The sequence below is a fragment of the Shewanella oncorhynchi genome (assembly GCF_012584455.1).
In the GTDB taxonomy this organism is placed as follows: Bacteria; Pseudomonadota; Gammaproteobacteria; order Enterobacterales; family Shewanellaceae; genus Shewanella; species Shewanella oncorhynchi.
The window spans coordinates 74,471-96,260 of sequence record NZ_JABAEB010000010.1; the positions used below are offsets into that span (position 1 = coordinate 74,471).

General features: G+C 45.1%; 21 protein-coding genes. 9 read left to right on the forward strand and 12 right to left on the reverse strand.

Going from position 1 to position 21,790, the window contains the following annotated elements; all coding sequences use genetic code 11:
- Positions 1-229 precede the first annotated feature (229 nt).
- The gene (gene glnA, locus HGO26_RS16095; RefSeq protein WP_113941334.1) at positions 230-1,639 is read right to left on the reverse strand and encodes a glutamate--ammonia ligase; all 1,410 of its coding nucleotides are present in this window, start codon (positions 1,637-1,639) and stop codon (positions 230-232) included.
- A 1,012-nt stretch (positions 1,640-2,651) separates the two neighbouring features.
- Here glnA and typA point away from each other — a divergent pair.
- Positions 2,652-4,463, forward strand: a complete 1,812-nt coding sequence (gene typA / locus HGO26_RS16100; protein WP_105251119.1) for a translational GTPase TypA — start codon at positions 2,652-2,654, stop codon at positions 4,461-4,463.
- 380 nt (positions 4,464-4,843) lie between these two features.
- Here the strand turns inward: typA and HGO26_RS16105 are convergent, their stop codons facing one another.
- The 6 genes from HGO26_RS16105 to HGO26_RS16130 all read right to left on the reverse strand — a co-directional run bounded on the left by HGO26_RS16105 (position 4,844) and on the right by HGO26_RS16130 (position 11,325).
- Positions 4,844-5,869: a GGDEF domain-containing protein gene (locus HGO26_RS16105; RefSeq protein WP_168826463.1), complete on the reverse strand. Its 1,026-nt coding sequence runs from the start codon at positions 5,867-5,869 to the stop codon at positions 4,844-4,846.
- 195 nt (positions 5,870-6,064) lie between these two features.
- On the reverse strand, positions 6,065-7,780 hold the full coding sequence (locus HGO26_RS16110; RefSeq protein ID WP_247651575.1) for an LTA synthase family protein: 1,716 nt from the start codon (positions 7,778-7,780) through the stop codon (positions 6,065-6,067).
- Between the two features lie 461 nt (positions 7,781-8,241).
- Positions 8,242-8,658 carry a hypothetical protein gene (locus HGO26_RS16115; RefSeq protein WP_168826466.1) on the reverse strand — a complete coding sequence of 139 codons (417 nt, stop codon included), beginning with the start codon at positions 8,656-8,658 and terminating at the stop codon, positions 8,242-8,244.
- A gap of 282 nt (positions 8,659-8,940) precedes the next feature.
- Positions 8,941-10,155 carry a 4Fe-4S binding protein gene (locus tag HGO26_RS16120; RefSeq protein WP_168826468.1) on the reverse strand — a complete coding sequence of 405 codons (1,215 nt, stop codon included), beginning with the start codon at positions 10,153-10,155 and terminating at the stop codon, positions 8,941-8,943.
- A 266-nt stretch (positions 10,156-10,421) separates the two neighbouring features.
- On the reverse strand, positions 10,422-11,075 hold the full coding sequence (locus HGO26_RS16125; RefSeq protein WP_168826470.1) for a DUF2959 domain-containing protein: 654 nt from the start codon (positions 11,073-11,075) through the stop codon (positions 10,422-10,424).
- A gap of 28 nt (positions 11,076-11,103) precedes the next feature.
- Positions 11,104-11,325 (reverse strand): hypothetical protein, encoded by a 222-nt coding sequence (locus HGO26_RS16130; RefSeq protein ID WP_006079786.1) that lies wholly within the window; start codon positions 11,323-11,325, stop codon positions 11,104-11,106.
- Positions 11,326-11,406: 81 nt separating this feature from the next.
- Here HGO26_RS16130 and HGO26_RS16135 point away from each other — a divergent pair, with 81 nt between their 5' ends.
- The 6 genes from HGO26_RS16135 to azoR all read left to right on the forward strand — a co-directional run bounded on the left by HGO26_RS16135 (position 11,407) and on the right by azoR (position 15,733).
- The gene (locus HGO26_RS16135; RefSeq protein WP_105251125.1) at positions 11,407-12,378 is read left to right on the forward strand and encodes a virulence factor BrkB family protein; all 972 of its coding nucleotides are present in this window, start codon (positions 11,407-11,409) and stop codon (positions 12,376-12,378) included.
- Between the two features lie 35 nt (positions 12,379-12,413).
- Entirely contained in the window at positions 12,414-13,367 is a 954-nt protein-coding gene (locus HGO26_RS16140; protein WP_168826472.1) for an alpha/beta fold hydrolase, read from the forward strand.
- A complete protein-coding gene (locus HGO26_RS16145) occupies positions 13,364-13,969 on the forward strand; it encodes a hypothetical protein (RefSeq protein WP_168826474.1) in 606 nt (201 codons plus the stop codon). Before HGO26_RS16140 ends, HGO26_RS16145 begins: the two co-directional genes overlap by 4 nt.
- Positions 13,970-13,985: 16 nt before the next feature.
- A complete protein-coding gene (dtd, locus tag HGO26_RS16150; RefSeq protein WP_113941328.1) occupies positions 13,986-14,423 on the forward strand; it encodes a D-aminoacyl-tRNA deacylase in 438 nt (145 codons plus the stop codon).
- Positions 14,424-14,517: 94 nt separating this feature from the next.
- Complete coding sequence (locus tag HGO26_RS16155; protein WP_168826476.1) at positions 14,518-14,955, forward strand: thioesterase domain-containing protein; 438 nt, start codon at positions 14,518-14,520, stop codon at positions 14,953-14,955.
- Positions 14,956-15,136: 181 nt separating this feature from the next.
- The gene (gene azoR / locus HGO26_RS16160) at positions 15,137-15,733 is read left to right on the forward strand and encodes an FMN-dependent NADH-azoreductase (RefSeq protein ID WP_168826478.1); all 597 of its coding nucleotides are present in this window, start codon (positions 15,137-15,139) and stop codon (positions 15,731-15,733) included.
- Positions 15,734-15,900: 167 nt separating this feature from the next.
- Here the strand turns inward: azoR and HGO26_RS16165 are convergent, their stop codons facing one another.
- The 3 genes from HGO26_RS16165 to HGO26_RS16175 form a co-directional block, all read right to left on the reverse strand.
- Positions 15,901-16,086, reverse strand: a complete 186-nt coding sequence (locus HGO26_RS16165) for a hypothetical protein (protein ID WP_168826480.1) — start codon at positions 16,084-16,086, stop codon at positions 15,901-15,903.
- A gap of 75 nt (positions 16,087-16,161) precedes the next feature.
- Entirely contained in the window at positions 16,162-16,485 is a 324-nt protein-coding gene (locus tag HGO26_RS16170; RefSeq protein WP_105251132.1) for a rhodanese-like domain-containing protein, read from the reverse strand.
- A 119-nt stretch (positions 16,486-16,604) separates the two neighbouring features.
- Positions 16,605-17,180, reverse strand: a complete 576-nt coding sequence (locus HGO26_RS16175; protein ID WP_168826482.1) for a helix-turn-helix domain-containing protein — start codon at positions 17,178-17,180, stop codon at positions 16,605-16,607.
- Positions 17,181-17,306: 126 nt separating this feature from the next.
- Here HGO26_RS16175 and HGO26_RS16180 point away from each other — a divergent pair, with 126 nt between their 5' ends.
- Positions 17,307-18,494: a benzoate/H(+) symporter BenE family transporter gene (locus HGO26_RS16180; RefSeq protein ID WP_168826484.1), complete on the forward strand. Its 1,188-nt coding sequence runs from the start codon at positions 17,307-17,309 to the stop codon at positions 18,492-18,494.
- A gap of 51 nt (positions 18,495-18,545) precedes the next feature.
- Here the strand turns inward: HGO26_RS16180 and HGO26_RS16185 are convergent, their stop codons facing one another.
- Positions 18,546-18,932: a GNAT family N-acetyltransferase gene (locus tag HGO26_RS16185; protein ID WP_247651572.1), complete on the reverse strand. Its 387-nt coding sequence runs from the start codon at positions 18,930-18,932 to the stop codon at positions 18,546-18,548.
- Positions 18,933-19,572: 640 nt separating this feature from the next.
- On the opposite strand from HGO26_RS16185, the gene HGO26_RS16190 reads away from it, so the two are divergent.
- Positions 19,573-20,568 carry a hypothetical protein gene (locus tag HGO26_RS16190; protein WP_168826486.1) on the forward strand — a complete coding sequence of 332 codons (996 nt, stop codon included), beginning with the start codon at positions 19,573-19,575 and terminating at the stop codon, positions 20,566-20,568.
- Positions 20,569-21,045: 477 nt separating this feature from the next.
- Here the strand turns inward: HGO26_RS16190 and HGO26_RS16195 are convergent, their stop codons facing one another.
- Positions 21,046-21,789, reverse strand: coding sequence for a hypothetical protein (locus tag HGO26_RS16195; RefSeq protein ID WP_168826488.1), 744 nt, complete (start codon positions 21,787-21,789; stop codon positions 21,046-21,048).
- Between the last annotated feature and the right edge of the window lies 1 nt (position 21,790).

Below are 21,790 nucleotides of genomic sequence, written 5' to 3' on the forward strand. Positions count from 1 at the left end.
TAACCATCTATCTCTATTGTTGCTGTTGCCGCGGTGTCTGGCGTGCCTTCTCTGAATGATAAAAGAGTGATTGGCGATGATGCCTATTTAGAGAACAATGCGATGATTGAATCAGAATAAAAGTTGTATATACCTTCAAAATACAAAAAGCCCCGATAGCGTTGCTATCGAGGTTTTTATATTTTCTGTATCAATTAGATAAAGCGAGCCGGTTGTATAGCGCTAGCCATTACAGGCTGTAGTACATTTCAAACTCAAGTGGGTGAGTTGTACGTGCTACGCGCTCAGCTTCTGCTGTTTTCAGTACGATATAAGATTGGATGAAATCTTCACTGAACACGCCGCCTTTAGTCAGGAACTCATGGTCAGCTTGCAGATTTTCAAGGGCGTTTTCTAATGACGTTGCCACTTGTGGGATTTCAGCCGCTTCTTCTGGAGGCAGATCGTACAGATCTTTGTCCATCGCTTCGCCTGGGTGGATCTTGTTTTGGATACCGTCAAGACCCGCCATCAGCAGCGCTGCGAAACCTAAGTATGGGTTTGCATGTGGATCTGGGAAACGTGCTTCGATACGACGGCCTTTAGGGCTTGGTACCACTGGAATACGGATTGATGCAGAGCGGTTACGGGCAGAGTAGGCCAACATAACAGGTGCTTCAAAGTGTGGCACTAAACGCTTGTAAGAGTTAGTGCTTGGGTTAGTGAAAGCGTTCAGCGCGCGAGCGTGCTTGATGATACCACCTATGTAGTACAGAGCCGTTTCACTTAAACCTGCGTATTTGTCGCCAGCGAACAAGTTAACACCGTCTTTCGCCAGAGATTGGTGAACGTGCATGCCGCTACCGTTGTCACCAACGATGGGTTTAGGCATGAAAGTCGCAGTCTTACCGTAAGCGTGAGCCATGTTGTGCACTACGTACTTCAGAATTTGGATTTCATCCGCTTTCTTAGTCAAGGTGTTGAAGCGAGTGGCGATTTCGTTTTGACCTGCAGTCGCCACTTCGTGGTGATGCGCTTCAACCACTTGGCCCATTTCTTCAAGCACTAAACACATAGCGCTACGTAGGTCTTGTGATGAGTCAACCGGTGCAACTGGGAAGTAACCGCCTTTAACAAATGGACGGTGACCTGTGTTGCCGCCTTCGTAGCTAGTGCCTGAGTTCCAAGCCGCTTCTTTAGCGTCGATCTTAACGAAACAACCTGACATGTCAGTACCGAAACGGACATCGTCAAATAAAAAGAATTCTGGTTCTGGTCCAATCAATACAGTATCAGCGATACCAGTAGAGATCAGGTAAGCTTCTGCTTTTTTAGCAATTGAGCGTGGGTCACGGTCGTAACCTGTCATGGTACCTGGTTCAAGAATGTCACAACGGATCAGCGCTGTGGTTTCTTCGGTGAAAGGATCCAGTACGAATGTCGTTGGATCTGGCATCAGTACCATGTCTGATTCGTTAATGCCCTTCCAACCTGCGATAGAAGAACCGTCAAACATTTTGCCGTCTTCGAAGAAATCAGCATCTACCTGATGAGAAGGAATAGATACGTGCTGCTCTTTACCTTTAGTGTCGGTAAAACGTAAATCAACGAACTTAACTTCTAATTCTTCAAGTTGCTTTAAAACTGATTCAACTGACATTCTCAAGCCTCCGGTAGGGTAAAGGGATGCCCCTTCTATAATCTTTTAACTCAAGTGATTTATCTTGAGCCAAACTTACGAGCTATAAAGCGATATCCATGCCAATAATTTAACTTACTGATTAACATGATTTAAAATCTTTGTTGCACTTAATTGGATTCGCGTGTGCACCATAGTGGTGCTTTTGTCTGTGGCATTTTGGTGCATTACTCCATTTTGGTGCGCACTGAATTGATTCATGCAAACCTTAAGCTGGGATGCACTGCGATAACATGCACCGCTTATATGGCACTGAGATGGCAATAACGCTTTGGCTTTCACTATCTCAGTAAGTACCGCCTCTGTGAAGCTCACACATACTTGCAGCACTGCACGAGACTATTTATCACCACCATAACCGCCGCATAATTGTCATAAAACCACGCTAGTCTGTCCAACTATGCCACGCATTATCAATCCAATAGTGGTTTATTATCATATTATTAGGAAAGAGTTCGTTCTCATGTGCGAAATGTCTTTGCTGTTCACAGGCCAAGTGAAATCAGTGATGCGTAATAAAGGTATCCCGTGACAATGAAGTGAGTCTTAATGTCATCGGATGTAAACGCCAACATGAACGTTAGATTAAGTGTGCCGCAGAATTTATTGGAGTGTGTTCACGTGGTAATTTCTCTGTATCTAAGTCGATTTTGCTGATGCTTAAATCGACATTAGCAGTGCTAACATTGAATACGAAAAATAGCAAATTCAGCTGCTTAACTCGGATTTTTCCTATGAATATGGCAATTAAACAGAGCGTTAACTCTGGCTACAGAGGATTTCATTCAGTGGATGATTGGCGGAAATTACCCAAGGATTGGCGGATTGTTTTATAAGTGTTCAAAAATAATCCTGTGCGCCAAGGCCGCTCTGGAGTAGAATGGCACGCTTTTTATTGTGGCGGATCGAGCTAGATCGCCATAACGAATTACTGAAATATCCCTATTTTTGTTTGATGGTAAGAGGTTTATCCGTGCTAGAGAATTTACGTAACATCGCCATTATTGCACACGTTGACCATGGCAAAACGACCCTGGTAGACAAGTTGCTGTCACAGTCTGGCACCCTTGCAACCCGAGGAGAAGCCACTGAGCGGGTGATGGACTCCAACGATCTTGAAAAGGAACGTGGGATCACGATTCTGGCAAAGAATACTGCCATCAAGTGGAACGACTACCGTATTAACATCGTTGATACCCCTGGCCACGCCGACTTCGGTGGTGAGGTTGAGCGTGTTCTGTCTATGGTTGACTCAGTATTATTGCTGGTTGATGCCGTTGACGGTCCAATGCCACAAACTCGCTTCGTAACGAAGAAAGCGTTTGCTCAAGGCTTAAAGCCAATCGTTGTTATCAACAAAATTGACCGTCCAGGTGCACGCCCAGATTGGGTTATTGACCAAGTATTCGACCTGTTCGATAACTTAGGTGCAACTGACGAGCAGCTAGATTTTCCAATCGTTTACGCTTCTGCGTTAAACGGTTTTGCAACTTTAGATCCGGATGTAGCGAGCGATGATATGACGCCGCTGTTCCAAACTATCGTTGAAAAAGTATCTTTCCCAGATGCTGACGCCGAAGGCGCGTTCCAGATGCAAATTTCGCAAATCGACTACAACTCATACGTGGGTGTTATCGGTATCGGCCGCATCAAGCGTGGTAGCGTTAAAACGAACCAACAAGTGACTATTATTGGCGCTGATGGCAAAACTCGTAACGGTAAAATGGGCCAAGTATTAGGTTACATGGGTCTAGACCGTACTGAAGTTGAAATTGCTAACGCTGGCGACATCGTTGCTATCACTGGTTTAGGCGAGCTGAAAATTTCTGACACTATCTGTGCCGTTGGTGCAGTAGAAGCTATGCCACCTTTGACTGTTGATGAACCTACTCTGACCATGACTTTCCAAGTTAATACTTCACCTTTTGCAGGTAAAGAAGGTAAGTATGTGACTTCACGTAACATTCTGGAGCGTCTGCAAACAGAATTAGTCCACAACGTGGCACTGCGTGTTGAAGAAACAGAAAGTCCAGATCGCTTCCGTGTATCTGGTCGTGGTGAATTGCATTTATCAATCTTGATTGAAAACATGCGTCGTGAAGGTTACGAGTTAGCCGTATCACGTCCAGAAGTTATTCTGAAAACTATCGACGGTGAACTGTGTGAACCATTTGAAACGTTGACTGTTGACGTTGAAGAAGAAGATCAAGGCACAGTAATCGAGAAATTAGGTACCCGTAAAGCTGAAATGAAAGACATGCAGCTTGATGGTAAAGGTCGTGTACGTATCGACTTCATCATCCCAAGCCGTGGTTTAATCGGTTTCCAAACTGAGTTTATGACAGCGACTTCTGGTACTGGTCTAATTTATCACTCATTCGACCATTATGGTCCGCACAAAGGTGGCGATATCGGTCAACGCGCTAACGGCGTATTGATCTCTAACGCAACGGGTAAGGCATTGACCTTCGCACTGTTCGGTCTGCAAGATCGTGGTCGTCTCTTTATCGGCCATGCCGCTGAAGTATACGAAGGCCAAGTGGTTGGTATTCACGCTCGCTCAAACGATCTGACAGTTAACTGTTTGAAAGGTAAGCAGCTGACCAACATGCGTGCTTCTGGTACTGACGAAGCCCAAGTGCTGACGACGCCAATCACAATGACACTTGAGCAAGCGCTTGAGTTCATCGATGATGATGAATTAGTTGAAGTAACGCCTAAGAACATTCGTGTTCGTAAGAGACACTTGACTGAAAACGATCGTAAGCGCTTTAACCGCGGTTAATGCCAGCCTATTAATTCAGGTGATTCGCCCTTAAGGTGAGTCAATCGGTTTAAAAAGCCCTGCATAGGAAACTGTGCAGGGCTTTTTGTTGGGATAAATTGAGTAATGGGTATTATACCAATCACATTAAATATCTAATCAGTTCAGAGCCTCACAGGCATCTCAATCCAAGGCGCATTGACGCAGAAATGGTTATTCCCTTTTAAGTCAATGCAACACGGGAGTGGGATGCCTGTGTGACTCCCGAAGGGCGGCTGATGTTCACTACATGGCAACGCGCTTTATACTGCGTTTAAGGCTTTCGACAGAGCACCACTATGCCTTCAGCCTTCGCCTTGTCTAAATCCCGCGGAATGAACAGATATTTAATACGATTGGTATTAGTAGTCCTCATCTATCACCCGTATGCAATTGCGGCCAGCGGATTTTGCGCGGTAGAGGGCGGCGTCCGCTTGGCGAACGAGTTCTAAAGCATTTTGTTTGTTAGAGGGTTGCAGATAGGCGACGCCTGCGCTCACTGTCACAATCCCAAGGTCGGTATTTGCATGCGGAATGGCAATGGCTTGGATCAGCTGATGTATATGCTGCGCTGTATCGAGTACCGTTTGTTTGTCGACATTCGGTAATAGAATGACAAATTCTTCGCCCCCGTAGCGAGCGACTAATTCGCCCGCTCTGCGACCGGACTGGGACAGTGTACTCGCTAATTGTTTAAGGCAATCGTCTCCGGCGAGGTGGCCATAGTGATCGTTAAATTGTTTAAAGTGGTCAATATCGAGCATGATGAGGGCCAGTGAGGAATTACTCCTTTGTCCTCGACTCCACTCTGTTTGTAACATCATGTCAAATAGGCGGCGATTGCCTATATTGGTTAAACCGTCGGTATTGCTGAGTATTTCAAGTTGCCTATTGGCTTCTGCCAGTTCACTGGTTCGAGCTGTGATCATGGATTCAAGTTCGACGTTACGTTCCTCTAATCGCGCGATCGGGTAAATTTCCCCTTTGTGGGCTAAGCCGTAGGGGATGGATATGCCACTGTGGACAATCATCCAGTCGTTGTTTTCTCGGTGAAATATCAACACTAGCCGTGCTGTCTCGCGGGAAAGCATAGGATTAGGGATAGGTAAGTGGATATGGAAAAAGGCAGTCACAACCACGAGGTTGTCGGCAAGATCTTGTAAAGAAAGATCTAACATTTCGATGTGGATTCGCTCAGGCACTTGTGCAAAGTCCTGACGAGTGATTCGCACCCATTCTTCCCTGCTGGTGACAAGCTGGTCACTGCTCCCTGCATAGCCGCTAAAGTTATCACTAAAGCGACGAGTTAGCCTGTCATCACGGGAGGCATACATCTCAATATATTCGTCAAATAACGAATGGATCAATTGCTGTCGGTCGGGTCGCATAGGTTAGCTCCGTTGGGGAACATAAAACTATTTTCCTAATATCCGTATAGGAATATTATCTGCGATAAAGTCTAGCTGTTGCCTGATTGTAATCAATTTTATGACGTATATATTAAAAATACTGCAGAGAGTGATGTAAGCCATTATCTGCAGTATGGTCTGTGAGACAAAATTGTTTTGCATTCACTTAATGTATCATTTAGCCCAAGTATTATTTAACACAGCCTGTTGGGATAGTTGGAATTCAAGTTTTAGTTGTTCTGCATACTTAGGAGCATCATTTTGAGTAAAATCTGCACTATCACTCTCTGATATGATTTTATCTCCCGCAATTAAAAACGAACCTGAGTTAGTAAATGCGCCTAGTAAGTCCCCTTTTACTACTATGCTGTAGGGTTTTCGGTCTCTATAAAGTGATCGTCCAACAGATGCGAACTCGTTATTAAAACCGAGTAAATCAAAAGCTGTAGGTAAAATATCTAGTTGGCTTGCAAGTATTTTATGCCGTTTAGGGGCTATGTTTTGCCCTGGACGGTAAATCCATAACGGAATATGGAATGCACTTTTTAAGCCCGGCGTTTTCGTATTGAACAAGGTATGATCTGCTAAAATCATGAAAGTCGTATTTTCGTACCAGTCCTGCTTTGAAGCTTCTGTAAAAAATGCTTTAAGAGCTTCATCTGTATATCTAACAGTGTTCAAAAAATCTGTAAATGTATCTTGGCCATACGGATAAACCTGTAAGTGCTTCGGTGTTTCTACGTATGGCATGTGGGTGGTGCCTGTAAATGAAAAACTGATAAAAGGTTTGTCACTTTTATTGGCCAGTTCGAGTGTTTTCATTAGCATTTCATAGTCCCAACCAAATTGAGCACCATCGGGATCGGGATAATCTGTGCGGGTAATGGGGATATCACTGCGACCTAAATATTGCTGAAAACCCGTATAGTTAGCGATGGAATCTAGGCGAATGGAATCGCGTTTTGAGCTTTGCAGCATTTGGGTTTGGTAGCCGTGTGATTGGGCGATATTACCGATTTTTGTGAGGCGTGATAATTCGAGACCACCACCAATATAGCCCACACTTTCTAGGGGCGGTAGGCCGAATAAGCTGGCTTGAACCCCTAAATTACTGCGCTGACCGACGGCGTAAAAATTGTCATATACTTCGGCTTTTTTAGATAATTCATCTAAAAATGGTGTGACTCTATAATCTGATCCGGATAGGCCATCGACATAGGCGTAGCTCAATGCTTCAACTAAAATAATGACTAAGTTACGACCATTGGGGCTATTTTCTGGGAATTGACTGAGAAATGGATATTGATACGCTTCAGCTTCAGTTTTGTTCAGATGGGCTGCAAGCTGTTCTGCGTTGAAATATTTGTAATCTGTGCGTTGGTAGCTCTGTGCTGTTCCTTTGGCCCCCGTGTAAATGCCATTTAATATCAAATTAGCTTGCTGCTCATTTTGGCTATCATAGGCATCGATAATCCCTAATGGCTTACCGTGTAAGTCCAATCCGCGCATGCACAGGATCAATAAGGGTAATGCGAGTAAAAATGTACCACATTGAGCTAGAAATGATTTATGCGGTTTGGTGACATAGAAAAGGGTACGCCATTTTTTTAGCCAAAAAAGGATGGCTGAAATAACTAACACTAAGCTAAATATGGTCAGAGCAAGATGATCTTTGACTAGAAACGGAATAATAAATGATGTCTCTGTCATGAGTAGAGGCAGATCATTAAATGTGTGTCTGTTTACTACCCCAAAATAGATGAAATCACCCATCAGTGCGATGGTTGATAGCATCAGCATAACTAGACCCAGTTGCAGTCCAGTTCCTTTTATCATTGAGGCAATTCGGCCCTTTGCTGGGGTTAATATGAGTAAGGTCGGCAATAGCATCACATAGCTTGCTGTCATTAGATCAAATCTAACTGAAGTGAACAGTATCGTCATGACATCGATACTTCCCGCAAAATAATCGTGATACGCAATGTAATTGGCTAAGCGGAAACAGGCGAGAATGAATAACATTGAGACATAAAGAAACAACACACTGCGAAATTGACTTAACTTCATACGATTAATTTGATCATCAGACATTGAGAAATGGCGCATAATAGCACAGCAGTCGTCACGAGTTCAAAATCAGGCAAAGCTTGTTGGTATTGCTTAGCAGGGGTTGCTGATGAGAGGTTACTGGATTGCGTTAGCTGAGTGTGTCACTAGGCGGCACGTGAGGTTTTTCTGGATAGTATTACTTGGCAGTGGCTTTATTGCTGACGCCTATCATCGCTGTGGTGCGGCCGAGGACATCGGGATACTCGATAGGACTTAGAGCCCTATCGAGTGAGCAGTCAAGCTTATGACTTAGCTTTATCTGTCAATTTTACCGCATTGACACTTTCACCTTTGAAGCTGATAGTCACATTTTTCTGAGCGACTTCATTATCTTTTAGCAAAGTCTTAGTGGTTTCTGCCAGCATTGGAGAAGCTGCATTTAACGCACTAAGATCATAGGCCCAAACTTCTAGATCCGCTTCATTATAAGTGCTAGCAGGCGCACCTAATTTTTCAGTGATTGTTTGCTTGGTTGAGCCTTCTTTAATGCCGAATGTATTTTTAATCGCTTCATTCGTTGCGCTGTCTAACGCATTGGTTGCCGTATCATTCACTGTGTCAGTGACAGATTGAGTTGCTGATTTAACGATTGAATCGAATGGGCCAGCATAAGCAAATAATGGCAGAGCAGTAAGAGCGATCAATAATGATTTTTTCACACAATAATTCCTTTGGTTAATACATTCCTTTATTAAATGCGCGCGAATTAGACCAGTAATTAGATTTTGTGTCAATTAAGCATCTGTTCTATATGATTTTATTTTAATCCTTTCATATTATTCCTACTAAGCGTGTCAACCTTTAGTTGTACCTAAAGGTTTCCATTTTGAGGTTTTCTAGTCTTATCTGCTGCTGTTTTTCAATTTCGTTAGTGTTTTATTCCATCGCAATTGGATCCCGTCATATGTGTCATTTTAGGTGTTCTAGTGATGTCGCGTGTTCTAGTGCCCAATTCTATTAATCACTTGGATCAATTCCATGCGGATGTTGTCTGGTGTTTGGCTATGCCAGAAACCTGCTAAGTAAGCGCCCAGCGGTAGGATAAATAATGCGATAAGCACTAATGCGAGCAATCCCTTATGACCGAGTCTGTGGCCGGATTTCAGCCCAAGGCCGAGGGCGGCAGATTTAGGGCAAGCCGCGACACAGCGCATGCAGGCTTGGCACTCGTCAGTGCGAACCGTGGTTTTAGTGTGCACTATGATGTTTGCTGGGCAAGCGCGGGTACACTTGTCGCATTTCATCCCTTTTGCTTCGATAAGGCAGTGCTGGGTATTGCGGCGGATTTTTAATGGGCTCGCAAAGCTTAAGATCCCAAGCATTGCACCATAGGGACACAAGTAACGGCAGAATCCCTGACGACGCCATGCAGCTAAAGCGAGGATCAGCGCAAATACCAGTAGCGTGATTAGGCTGGGTGTTAGGAAGAACAATGCCATCTTTAAGTCGGCAATCTTATGATAATTACCTTCAAGATAATGGGGGATGGATTGTGCTGGCATACCAATGACTATGTAGCAAAGTGCTAGGAGTAATAGATATTTCAACATTCGCAGTGGCCAATCTAGCCAAGAAGGTGGTGTAAGCTCTGATTTAATAAAGCGTTTTCTAAAGGAATACAGGTATTCCCCTGCCAGACCTAATGGGCAAGCCCAACCGCAAAATGCCCGCTTGCAGAGTAAACCTGTGAGTAATACCGCCGCTAGCATGACTGCTGCCGCAGGATGGGTTTGATCCCACAAATTGAGGCTGATAATGGCTTTAAGCTCAATGCCACCCGCAATCGGTAAAAAGGCATCGACTACGTCTGGGCGCATTAGCCAAGGTGTGATTCCTTGCTTAAGCAGTACGGTATTGATTGTGTATTGTATGGCAACCAGCAAGAGCGATAGCGCTAAGACATGTTGAGTCCCTTCACGAAGGGTATTGATTTTAATTTCACCCTTGAGTGCATCAGGCGCAAATTTATGCCCAAGTAGCATCAGTGGCAGTGCAATAAGAAGCCCGAGAGCCAGTGGCCAATAAAGACTCATTGCCACCGCACCGATACTGAGCAACAGTGTGGCGACCGCGCCCCATTTCTGGCCGCTCCAATAGCTGAGGGAGGCGAGATACATGAGTGCCAACATCAGCGTGAGTGATTCGATAAAAGTCATAGTGATGAATACAGCTAATAAGTTACAAGTACAGGCTCTGAGTGGTGAACTGAGGATAAGTTTTTGAGTAATAAGTGAAATTGTGCGTCAGATCTAAGATTCGCACTATCAATCAATTAAAGCGCGCCATAGCTCACAAAGCTAAGTGTTTTAGTCTTGCACAAATAAAGTATGGCTTGCAGGGACATAGGGCGAGGTCACACAAAGAATAAAAAGCCCCAGCAATTTATTTTGCTAGGGCTTAGGAGTTCAGTGGGGCATTTGGATTAATTTTTTGATTTTTCGAGTGCTTCGATAAATTTGCTCGATTCGTTAATCGAGGTGTTCATCTCTTTAATCAGGCCTGAAATATCGGTTTGCAGACTCGCAAATTCGCTTTTAATCGCACCAATGGCTTGGGCGTTCAAGTTATGCTTGAGATACAGCATATTGTCTTTCATAGCGGTGAGAATCGGCGGCATTTTCGACTCGGCACGGCGCATACTTTTAATCAATTGTTCATAGGCGCGGCGCGTTTCTTTGAGTTTAGTTTCACTGTTGCGGCGTAGGTTGGCTTTACTGATCTCGCTAATTTCATTTTGCCACTCATCGAACAGTGCTTCGGCTACATCTTCGACTTTATTGATGCGGTTGCTGACGTTGTCGGCGGCACTTTGAGCCGATTCGTATTCATCTTTGGCTCTGCTATAGGCTTTTTCTAAGTTGCCATCACTGTAATTGAGCAGCGCTTGCATTTCTTCTAGGGCTGAGCTGAACTCTTTTTGAGCATCCTGTTGGGATTTTTTCGCATCTTTAACTCTGTCGACCATAATATCGCGTTTATGGTAACCGACCTTTTCCATTGCGCCGTAGTAGGCACTCTGGCAACCACTAAGCAGGAGACTTGTGGCAATCAGCCCTGAAGCTATCAGTCTTTTCATTGGGTATTCCGTCGCTGAATGAAATTAATTAATCGGCTTTAAATCGCGCCGCATCGATAATGCTCCACAGATGAAAGATAGCACCTATTACCGCGGGCACAATCAGCCACCAGAGGGCATAACCCACCACTGTGATAATGAAAAATAACAGTGCGGCCATTATTCGGCCTTGCAATAATTGGCCTAGCCCAGGAAAAAATAGGCTAGCAATCGCGGAAATAACGTTACCTGCAGATCCTTGTTGAGACATCAATTCACTCCTTAGACTTGTAAATTAAGTGTTTATTGTACGAAGATAACGAGTCTATACCAACAGAATCAAGAGAAACCCGTGACTAAGAAGATAGAACTGGCACAAATTCGCGCCTTATTCCTCGGGATCTGGCACTTCCTGCTGCATTTGAGACGGCGTTTAGTTGAAGATCAAATCAATATCCGCGCCGGACATTTAGCCTATGTCACACTGTTGTCACTCGTGCCTATGGTGGCGGTGACTATGTCTATGCTGTCAGCTTTTCCGGTATTTAAGGGGATACGTGGACAGATAGAAGGTTTCGTTTATCAGAATTTTTTACCCGCCGCTGGCGATACTGTGCAAGTGTATATCAATGAGTTTGTGGCCAATGCCTCTAAGGGGACTGCGGTCGGGATTGCGGCCTTAGTCGTGGTTGCCATTTTGCTGATTTCTGCCATTGATAAATCGCTTAATAACATTTGGCGCACTAAAGAGAAGCGTTCAGTGGTGGTGGCTTTTTCTATGTATTGGATGGTCATCACTTTGGGCCCGGTATTGGTGGGGGCCAGTTTGGTCGCCACTTCCTACGTGGTGTCATTGAAGGTCTTTGACGGTCAGTTGTCGGGTGTGGTGCCTGTGTTTCTTGAGCGTTTACCTATGCTTTTCTCTGTGGCGGCATTTTTGTTGTTGTATATGGTGGTGCCTAATCAAAAAGTGAAGTTTTTACATGCACTATTAGGGGCGATTGTTGCCGCAATCTTGTTTGAGTTAGGTAAAAAAGCCTTTGCTTTGTATGTCACTCAGTTTCCGAGTTATGAAGCGATTTATGGTGCTTTAGCCGTGATCCCCATTATCTTTGTCTGGGTGTATTTATCGTGGATGATAGTATTACTCGGCGCGGAAATTACCGCCGCTATGCCTGAGTATTTAGATTATGAGTCGAGCTCAGATGATGACGAAACCGTTCTGAATGCTAAGCCCCTAGAAAACGCCTCCCAAGATAATTCCGCTGCGGTGTTAACTTCGGCTGAGGTGACGGCACTCAAGGCGGTGGCTAAATCTGAATGACCCCATTAGAGGATTATTAATGGCGATGACACTGAATGCCTGAATCCTTCCCATCTTTTATCCGTCGCGACTGGTTTAACGTTGGCAATGGTCAGCAATTGCATCTGGCGCAATACGGTAATCCACAAGGTATCCCACTGCTGTATTTGCACGGCGGTCCAGGAGCGGGTTGTGATATCGGTGATTTAGCTTTATTTAATGGCGATCAATATTGGATTTTGCTTTTAGATCAACGCGGTTCTGGACAATCTTTACCCTTTGGCGATTTAGCCAACAACCATCTCACTGGTTTGATTAGCGATATTGAGGCGATTCGCCTCGCATTGGGTATTGAGCGTTGGTGTTTAGCAGGTGGCTCTTTTGGGGCCACATTAGGCTTAATTTACAGCGGATTATTCCCAGAGCGGGTGATTGCACAGGTACTGTGGGCGTTATTTATTCCATCCAAAGAAGGTCTCGACTGGCTCTATGGCGCTGACGGCGCTGCAAAATTGCAACCTGCTGCTTATCGACTCTTCAATGACATTTTTCCGGTTCAGTTATCGCTGACTGAACTGCTGGATTCGTACCATCAAGGTTTGGCATCGGCAGATGAAAATGTGCGATACCATTTTGCGCGGCGTTGGGTACAGTGGGAGTTGCAGCTTGCGGGGGCGAGGTTAGTGCTACCAAGGCTGTTACCCGAATCCGTATTAGCATTAGCCAATATCGAGTTACACTTTGCTCGACATAATTACTTCAATGCCATGAATGTGTTACAGCGCGTGACGCCTAGAGTGAAGGCGCGTAGTGTGTTATTGCAAGGAATGCAGGATGCGATTTGCCCAGCGACGCTATTACGCGATTTTTTGGCTGGGTTGGAGCATGCTATTACAATTCAATCTGTTGTCGATGGCGGACATATGCTCAATAGTGAGTCTTTGTTTTTGGCGGTTACAGCAGAAATCCATGCTATGTGGTCGTGGATACATCAAAGGGAAATACAATGAAAACATTGCTCATCAGTGCCAGTTTACTCGGATTAACCGCCTGTGCCGCTACGGCGCCCTCGCAAACCAGCGCGATTGATCAAGTGGCGACTCAGGAGGTCGTGAGTGCCCCTGTCGCGCCCAAAGTTGTTGAACTCGGTGGGTTGACCAATGAAACTGCCGCTGATCGCTTGTACCAAGCGCTGATTAACGCAAATTATCTGGCCACCCAAGTTGCGCCGACTAAAGTGGCTGTGCAGTTTGGCAATAACCAATTCTTGCTTGAGCCGAGTATCAATTCGGCGGGCATTGACCGTATTTTAATGAATCGCTTCTATGCAGTGCATCCGCAATTGCAGGCCAGCCAAGAGTTGCCTGCCGTGATTGGCACCTTGAATCAGAAGCTTAATTTTGCCAAGTTTGTGTTGCTGGACCAAGGCGCAGTGATCCAAGTGCAAGGTACAGTGACCTTTGCCGACCGTATTGAAATAGAAGAGTTACGTCGTTTTATGCTGTGGACTAATGGCGGCTTAGCGCAGGTCGTACAATCTTTGCCTGATGGCGTAGAGCAATATATCCGCCCGCTCCCGCTAATGCCGCAAATGGTTCCCGTTAAGCCTTAATCTAAAAGGAAAAGTTGTGATTGCGTTAATTCAAAGAGTGAGTCGCGCCAGTGTAGTGGTTGATAACCAAACCCTAGGTGAAATCAATAAAGGCTTGTTGGTTCTGCTCGGTGTCGAGCAAGAAGATACCCGCGAGAAGATGGAAAAGTTGGCGACTAAAGTCATGAGTTATCGCGTTTTTTCCGATGAAAATGGCAAGATGAATCTCAATCTAGAACAAGTCGGTGGGTCTTTATTAGTCGTGTCACAATTTACCTTAGCCGCTGATACAGGCCGAGGCTTGAGGCCGAGTTTTTCAGGGGCGGGTACGCCGGATCAAGCCTTAGGCTTGTATGAAGAGTTTGTCGCATTCTGCCGCGCTAAGGGCGTTCACACAGAAACCGGACAGTTCGGCGCCGATATGCAAGTGTCCTTAGTCAATGATGGCCCAGTGACCTTTAATCTGCAGGTGTAGCTTCTATCGTGATGTTTATCTAGGGGTCTAGGTGATGGGGGGCTAGGCATAATCAATGTCGCTTGTACCAAGAGGGAGTATTAAGGGAATGCACATGGATCAATTACTCATTAAATTACGCCAGACTTGGCACAGTACGATCCCCGTTAGCGAGTTTATGCAGATAATGCCACTCGATTACAGCGAGGGAGAATTTCGAGTCACAGCGCCGATGACGCCCAATATTAATCTGCATCAGACAATGTTTGCGGGCAGCATTTATACCTTGATGACCTTAACAGGCTGGGGTGCAGTCTGGCTAAATCAGCAGTTGGTGGGCGTGGCGGGTGATATTGTGCTCGCCGATGCCCATATTCGTTATCTTGCTCCTGTGACTTGTGACCCTGTGGTAAAAGTACAATGGCCAGATGTGGATCTCAGTCCGTTACAAAGGGGGCGCAGAGTTAAGGTGAAGCTGGAAGTGCAATTGTATTGTATGGATTCATTGTGTGCGGTTTTTGAAGGCCTGTATGTTAGTACGTCGAAAGTATGAATGCGTCGAAAACAACTTAGTGTATCTGTACGTCGAAGGTGACGTATAACCTTTCTAAAAAATCGAAGCTAATCTCAGATTTTATCCGCTTTATTTCTTTTTTATGGGCTAATACACTAGCGTCATAGAGTTGAGATATTCCATCTGACTCTGAGTCATTTACCTATTTTCGGAGCAGATTATGTCTAAAGTCTTAATTTTAAAATCAAGCATTCTTGGCGGTTATTCACAATCTGCCGTGTTAATTGACCACTTAGCGAGCCACTGGGAAACCCAAGGTGCCGCTATTACAGTACGTGATTTAGGCGGTAAAGACGTACTGCCTATGGTAGACGGTGAAATCGCTTCTGGGTTACGCGGTGGTGCAGAATTATCCGCACGTCAGCAAGAAATGCTCGCCTTATCAGATACCTTAGTCGCTGAATTAAAAGCGAACGATACGATTGTTATCGCTGCACCTATGTACAACTTCACGATTCCGGTTCAGCTTAAAAACTGGATCGATTTTGTCGCCCGTGCCGGTGTGACTTTTACTTATACTGAAACGGGTCCAAAAGGATTAGTGGAAGGTAAACGCGCTGTGTTAGTGACGACCCGTGGCGGCGCTCACAAAGATGGCCCAACGGATCACGTTGTACCTTACTTGAAAACGGTGTTAGGCTTTATGGGTATCACCAATGTTGAAGTGGTTTACGCCGAAGCACTGAATATGGGCCCTGAAGCACACGATAAAGGCATGGGCGAAGCGAAACACAGCATAGATCAGTTGCAGGCTTAATTGTCCCATTGATTAGCTGAGTCATTTGATTTAGCTGAATAAATAATGCCAGCCTTTAATAGGCTGGCATTTTTGTATGTCCATTTCAGCTAAGCACGCTTGGCTTAAGTGGCTAGGTTTGAGCAACTAGACTCGAGCGGCTAGGTTTAAGTGGCACGCTAAGCTGTTTATTCGCAAAGGCTGCAGCCTTTGGCTAGGGTGCTTGTCTCAACATAACGCACCTTAGTGCTGGCTTGGTCGCGATTACGACTGATGCTAAAGCGTGCATGGCGCTCAGTTTCAAGCGGCTTTTCAGCAGTGTTACCCTGTGTGGCTTCAAACTGTAACGCTTTGGCATGATTTGTTTTATGCATACACCACCTCGCAGATATTTAAGTCATCACAATGTACAGACTGGCCTGATTAGCGCCGCACAACCAAGGCTTAAATTAGCTCGGCTGGCAGCAGACTAAATCTTTAAGCGAGCCACCATTTACCACACAGCTAAAGCCATTGGCCTTGAGAATGTCGCAGCCTTTTTGCGCTCGAATACCCGCGCCACAATAGAGCACGAAGGGATGTTGCTTATTGTCGACTTGGTGCAACCATTGGTCGAGCGTTGGCAATGGCACATTAATGGCTTGGGGCAAATGACCGGAGGCAAATTCCTCTGGTGAACGGACATCAATCACCCGTGCGCCTTGTTCAATCAATTGCCAACATTTTTCGCCTGAGTGGCTGCCGGATAACTTAGCCAGTAAAGATTGAAACATAGCATTGCCCCTACTATTAGAAAATTTTCAATAAGTTTATTCTAATGAATTGGCGAGTGCAAGCGCTGCAGATTATCGGCAGTGAATGGTTTTTGGCATTGCCGGCACTAGGCAAGTAGTCAGAGGCTAGACACATTAGCTCTTTGATAGTGAATGATGTCGTGGAATACCACGGCTTGCTCGTTTAGATTGCGATAGCCATGGGGTTTGTCGGCCGCAAATCGTACTGCTTCACCTTGGTTGAGTGTTTGCCACTCGCCATCGACTAGCACTTCCATAGTGCCGCTCAAGACAATGACATGCTCAGTGACACCCGTTTCATGGGGCTCAGAAAGGCGCTCATAGTTTGGCAGCAGCGTGAGTTCAAACATCTCGAAACCGAAGCGCTCTTCAAAGGGGAAGAGTGAGGCGACTAGCATGCCGTCGGTGGCGGGTTGTTGGCGTAACTCGTCGGGTTTACGGAATACTGCGCCTTGGCTCTGTGGTGTGGGTTCGAGAAAGGTCGACAGAGAGATATTGAATCCACTGGCTATTTTCCACAGCGTCGCAATGGTTGGGCTTGATTCACCGCGCTCGATTTGTCCTATCATGGCCTTACTAACGCCCGTCTCTTGGGCGGCTTTATCTAAACTCCATCCCTTTTGGTTGCGAAGTGCTTTAAGCGTGCTGGCGAGATAGCTGTTTATCGTTTGCACAATGGCCCCATCATTTTTATGAAAATTTAGTTTGTACGTTATAACGCACAGGTGTTATCTTGTCCATCTCGTACGTTATAGCGCACAAGGTAATGGCGACATCAATTGCAGAGAAAGGGAGTGGATATGTGGCGAGATGCAGGGAGTTTATCAAAAATATCAGCGGGTTTTATTGCGGTATTAGTGGGTTATAGCAGCTCGGCTGTGATCATCTTTCAAGCGGCGGAGGCTGTGGGGGCGACACCAGCACAGATCAGTTCATGGCTGTGGGCTTTAGGTGTGGGCATGGGTGTGACCAGCATAGGGTTATCGCTTTACTACAAGAATCCTATTCTAACGGCTTGGTCTACACCGGGCGCGGCGCTGATGGTGACTAGCTTAGCGGGGTTAAGCGTCAATCAAGCCATAGGCGCGTTTCTGGTGAGTTCTCTGCTAATCACACTTTGCGGGGTGGCGGGCTGGATGGATAAGCTTATCCGCATCATGCCGCAGTCGGTGGCTTCCGCCATGTTGGCGGGGATTTTACTGCAATTTGGCCTAGGGCTATTTCAGGCGATGCAAACCCAGCTGAGCCTAATATTAATCATGCTGTTGGTGTTTGTCGTCGTTAAGCCTTTTGCGCCGCGCTACATCATCTTGCTGACCTTGCTGGTGGGCATAGGCATGAGTTTTCAATTAGATTTGCTCAAGCTAGATGCAGTTCAGTTGCAACTGGCGATGCCGGTGTGGACGACACCTGAGTTTTCGTTGGCGAGTGTGATTGGCGTGGCGCTACCGCTGTTTGTAGTGACTATGGCCTCGCAAAATATGCCGGGCGTTGCTGCGCTGCACGGTAATGGTTACAGGCCACCCATTTCACCTTTGATCACGAGCACAGGATTCATCGGGGTTATTCTCGCGCCCTTTGGCGGTTTTGCCTTTAACTTATCCGCCATCACAGCGGCGATTTGTATGGGTAAAGAAGCAGATCCGAATCCCGCGACCCGTTACTGGGCGGCAGTGTGGGGCGGCGTATTTTACTTTATCACTGGGTTACTCGGTGCCACTGTGGTTGGTCTGTTTTCCGCTTTCCCGAAGGAATTAGTACTGGCCATCGCCGGATTAGCCCTGCTCGGCACTATTGCCAATAGTCTGACCGCCGCATTGGCTAAAACCGAAGAGCGTGAAGTGGCGGTGATCACTTTCTTGGTCACGGCATCGGGTTTTAGTGTGCTGGGCATCGGCAGTGCATTTTGGGGGTTGTTACTTGGGTTTATTATCCATTGGTGGAACTGGCACAGAACTGCATCAGTAGTTAAGCGAGCGAATACTTAACTGCAGCAAAGCGCCTTAGAGATGAATTTCAAAGACTAAGGCGCATGTGTTTTAGATTCTCTTCGTCATAAACACGCTATTGGGGTCGAGTTGGTAGCCGTCGAAGGGGCCACAGATTTCAAAACCAAATTTGCAGTAGAGCAGGCGGGCAGGATTGAAGAAGTTCATCGAACCTGTCTCTAGACTCAGGCGTTTGACACCAGCGCTTTTGGCATCGTTAATCAAGTGCTGCAATATCTTAGACGCTATGCCCTGTTTTTTATAGGGCGCGGCGGTGCGCATGGATTTGATCTCCGCATGCTCGGTATCTAACCATTTTAGTGCACCACAACCCGCTAAATTATTGCCATCCCAGAGGGTCCAAAAGCGAATATTGGGCTGACGCAGGCCGTCAAGATCTAATGCGTGAACGCTTTCAGGTGGTGAGGTTGCCCGCATATCGTCGAGGTGTTCTGTTAAAAGTGCTGCAATTTCAGGCCCTTTTAGATCACTAGTATAATTTTCATCGTCTTTCTCAAGATTGAAACTCTCTCTGTTGTTGCTTATCCATCATAGTGTTATCGCGTTTAGTTCTTTTTAGGGGTAAACGCTGCGGTGGATAAGCAAAGGGTAGGCCAAGAGTTTTTATCTTTAGCTAAAGCTAAACCCAGAATCAAAGTCGTGGGGGTTCACCCCACACCCGACCAAAAGGGGAAAAGCGCCTGTTCCCCTTTTGGATACCCCCCGGCGTCCCCAACGGAGTTGAAAGCCCCTTGTGCTCATTGACAAATTTGCTATCGCTTCCGAAGGATGCGTCCCTGCACCTGCGAAAGCTAGTCGGTCATCCATGACCGAACTCACGCAATTTGTCTATTCGCCCTGCGGCAACTCCGAGGTGATGGTATATTCTTTTGACTTTAGAGTTGTCTGATCGTCCTTAAAGCATAAAAGAGTAGTTGTCCTGTTTCTGCCTGTAGTAGGAGTTTTAGCCTGAATTTAGGGGCGGAGTGCAGTAAATCAACGTCATGAATTTCCCCAAATTTAGCGCGGCGAATAACTACTAATACGTTAGCAATAATTATAATTAACAGAGGTGGATATGGGGTGGAAAGGTACTGTTAGAGCAATCAATGCAGCAGCTAAAAAAGCTGAACGAAATGCTAAAAAGTCTCAGAGAGAGCTAGCACTTAGACATAAAGAATATGCAAAAATGCAAGAGTTAGAACAGGCCGCGTATGATGTAGAATTTTTTGAAAATTATATAGAAATTGTTCAATCGATGCACAAAGAGTGTGGTGATAGCATTAATTGGGAAAAAGTTGCAGTTATAGCAGAACCGAATAAACCTATTTTCATCAAAGGATTAGAGTCGGAGGCGATTAGTCAAAAAGAACAATATCAACCGAGTTTTTTTGACCGTTTATTTAAACGTATTGAAAACAAGCTGAGAGTTCTAGATGTCGCAATTGAGTCTGCTAAAAAGCAAGATCAAATTAATTTTGAGTTGTCACTTGAAAAGTGGCAGCAGAATTATAAAGAGTGGGCGGAAAGTGTTGAGCAAGCTAATTTGCTTATAGCTGGTGAGCCAGAAGCAAGAATTAACACGATCAAAGAGCTTAATCCTTTTAGCGAGTTAGACACTTTAGGTTCTAGTTTGCATTTTTCAGTATTGGAGAATTATCTTCTAACCATAAATATAAATATTCGTGGCGCAGATATTATTCCAAATGAGCAAAAATCGTTGCTTAAAAGCGGTAAGTTGTCAGTTAAGAAAATGCCTGTAGGTAAGTTCAACGAATTGTATCAGGACTATGTATGTAGTTCAGTTCTGCGCGTGGCTAGAGAAACTTTTGCAATTTTGCCTGACGAGTTTGTGTTGATTAATGCTACCGATAAGCTGTTAAACAAGGTTACTGGATATCTTGAAGAGCAAACTATATTGTCGGTGTATGTATCAAGGAGCACTTTGGATAGTTTGAATATGGATTTAATAGATCCTTCTGACAGCATGCGAAATTTTATCCATAACATGTCCTTTAAGCCTACAAAAGGCTTTGAGCCTGTTGTGCCAGTAGACGTGGTAACACTTGCGTAAATTGAATGACTAAAAGGGAACTGTTAATGTGTGGTATTGGCATTTGTTATTTTTTTAAAATCGCCATCGCTAAATGTTAGCTCTAGTCTTTGAACCTAAGGTTACGCAGATGCTCGAAAGGCAAACCATGGTGATTGGTGAGACGACCGTCCGCCCCATGGACGGGGCGGTCGAGCATCCAGGGATGGACTTGCTGCGTGTCGTCGAGCCGGTACCATGGTTGGCCTCACTCTGAACAATATCTATGTTTAACTGCCTCTTCGCCTTCCGTAACTTTCGTTTATCAACTTAGATTCCCTAAGTTTCTTTCACAGTGTTGTGAGTGAATGTCATGGCAAGCCTGTATAGGCGAATATCAGCAAATGCTAAGGACAATAGCAAATTTTCTTTTAATTTAAAAAGTGATCCAAACGGATATAAAAATGGCCGAGTATAAGCTCGGCCATGATTTGTTCTATTAAGCTTAAACGGGTAGGTTTAGTAGTATTTCTTCAAATAACTCTCGGCGTAGTTTTTGAGTTTTTTGTTTGAGCTCGTGGTTGCCATATTTTCAATCACATCGCGGTAAGCGGTATTCCCCGAACTAGCTAGCGCTTTTGCCATGTTGGCATAGGTATCGATGGCGAGTTTGTCATCGGCCATTAAGCGTGGTGTTTTTAATTCGTTACTGAGTACGGCCAGGATAAAATCATCGTACTGGCGGTCATCTATGATGCGTTTAGCCGCGAGACGCATTAATTCTAAATCATTGCTGCGTAGGGCATTGGCAAAGGCTTTATTTTGCTGACTTTGATCGGCAGTATATTGGCTTTTATCCGCAAGAATCGCATTCCATTTTTTATATATTGTTATGTTTTCTAAAGCTTGACCTGCATATTTTTTGAGTTTTTTAGGATAATCACCATTAACAATTTTGTTGATGGTTTCGCTGTACCTATCATTGCCTGAATAAGCTAAGCCTTTGACTAACCAAGCACTGTAGTCAATGGCATTTTTTTCAGTGGCTTGGGGCAAAGATGCGAGTAGCTTTGCTTCAAGCGCATCAAAAATGGCAGGATCGGATAAACCAGCGATGGTGAGTGATTCAATGGCTTCTTTTTGCTTGAATTGGTTATCACCCTTGAAAATTTCTTGATAGGTTTCAACAGTGTAATCTTGGGCAAATGTGGGTGAACTGAAAAAGCCGATGCTAAGCAAAATACCTGCAAATAGTGGTTTCATG

What these genes read in the sequence shown, in the direction of transcription:
- azoR (WP_168826478.1), top strand. Translation starts at nt 15,137, where the DNA reads ATGTCTAAAGTCTTAATTTTAAAATCAAGCATTCTTGGCGGTTATTCA.
- HGO26_RS16185 (WP_247651572.1), bottom strand. Translation starts at nt 18,932, where the DNA reads ATGCGGGCAACCTCACCACCTGAAAGCGTTCACGCATTAGATCTTGAC.
- HGO26_RS16195 (WP_168826488.1), bottom strand. Translation starts at nt 21,789, where the DNA reads ATGAAACCACTATTTGCAGGTATTTTGCTTAGCATCGGCTTTTTCAGT.
- HGO26_RS16130 (WP_006079786.1), bottom strand. Translation starts at nt 11,325, where the DNA reads ATGTCTCAACAAGGATCTGCAGGTAACGTTATTTCCGCGATTGCTAGC.
- HGO26_RS16180 (WP_168826484.1), top strand. Translation starts at nt 17,307, where the DNA reads ATGTGGCGAGATGCAGGGAGTTTATCAAAAATATCAGCGGGTTTTATT.
- HGO26_RS16190 (WP_168826486.1), top strand. Translation starts at nt 19,573, where the DNA reads ATGGGGTGGAAAGGTACTGTTAGAGCAATCAATGCAGCAGCTAAAAAA.
- HGO26_RS16170 (WP_105251132.1), bottom strand. Translation starts at nt 16,485, where the DNA reads ATGTTTCAATCTTTACTGGCTAAGTTATCCGGCAGCCACTCAGGCGAA.
- HGO26_RS16165 (WP_168826480.1), bottom strand. Translation starts at nt 16,086, where the DNA reads ATGCATAAAACAAATCATGCCAAAGCGTTACAGTTTGAAGCCACACAG.
- HGO26_RS16120 (WP_168826468.1), bottom strand. Translation starts at nt 10,155, where the DNA reads ATGACTTTTATCGAATCACTCACGCTGATGTTGGCACTCATGTATCTC.
- HGO26_RS16155 (WP_168826476.1), top strand. Translation starts at nt 14,518, where the DNA reads ATGGATCAATTACTCATTAAATTACGCCAGACTTGGCACAGTACGATC.
- HGO26_RS16125 (WP_168826470.1), bottom strand. Translation starts at nt 11,075, where the DNA reads ATGAAAAGACTGATAGCTTCAGGGCTGATTGCCACAAGTCTCCTGCTT.
- HGO26_RS16110 (WP_247651575.1), bottom strand. Translation starts at nt 7,780, where the DNA reads ATGCTATTGCCGACCTTACTCATATTAACCCCAGCAAAGGGCCGAATT.
- HGO26_RS16105 (WP_168826463.1), bottom strand. Translation starts at nt 5,869, where the DNA reads ATGCGACCCGACCGACAGCAATTGATCCATTCGTTATTTGACGAATAT.
- HGO26_RS16140 (WP_168826472.1), top strand. Translation starts at nt 12,414, where the DNA reads ATGCCTGAATCCTTCCCATCTTTTATCCGTCGCGACTGGTTTAACGTT.
- glnA (WP_113941334.1), bottom strand. Translation starts at nt 1,639, where the DNA reads ATGTCAGTTGAATCAGTTTTAAAGCAACTTGAAGAATTAGAAGTTAAG.
- HGO26_RS16145 (WP_168826474.1), top strand. Translation starts at nt 13,364, where the DNA reads ATGAAAACATTGCTCATCAGTGCCAGTTTACTCGGATTAACCGCCTGT.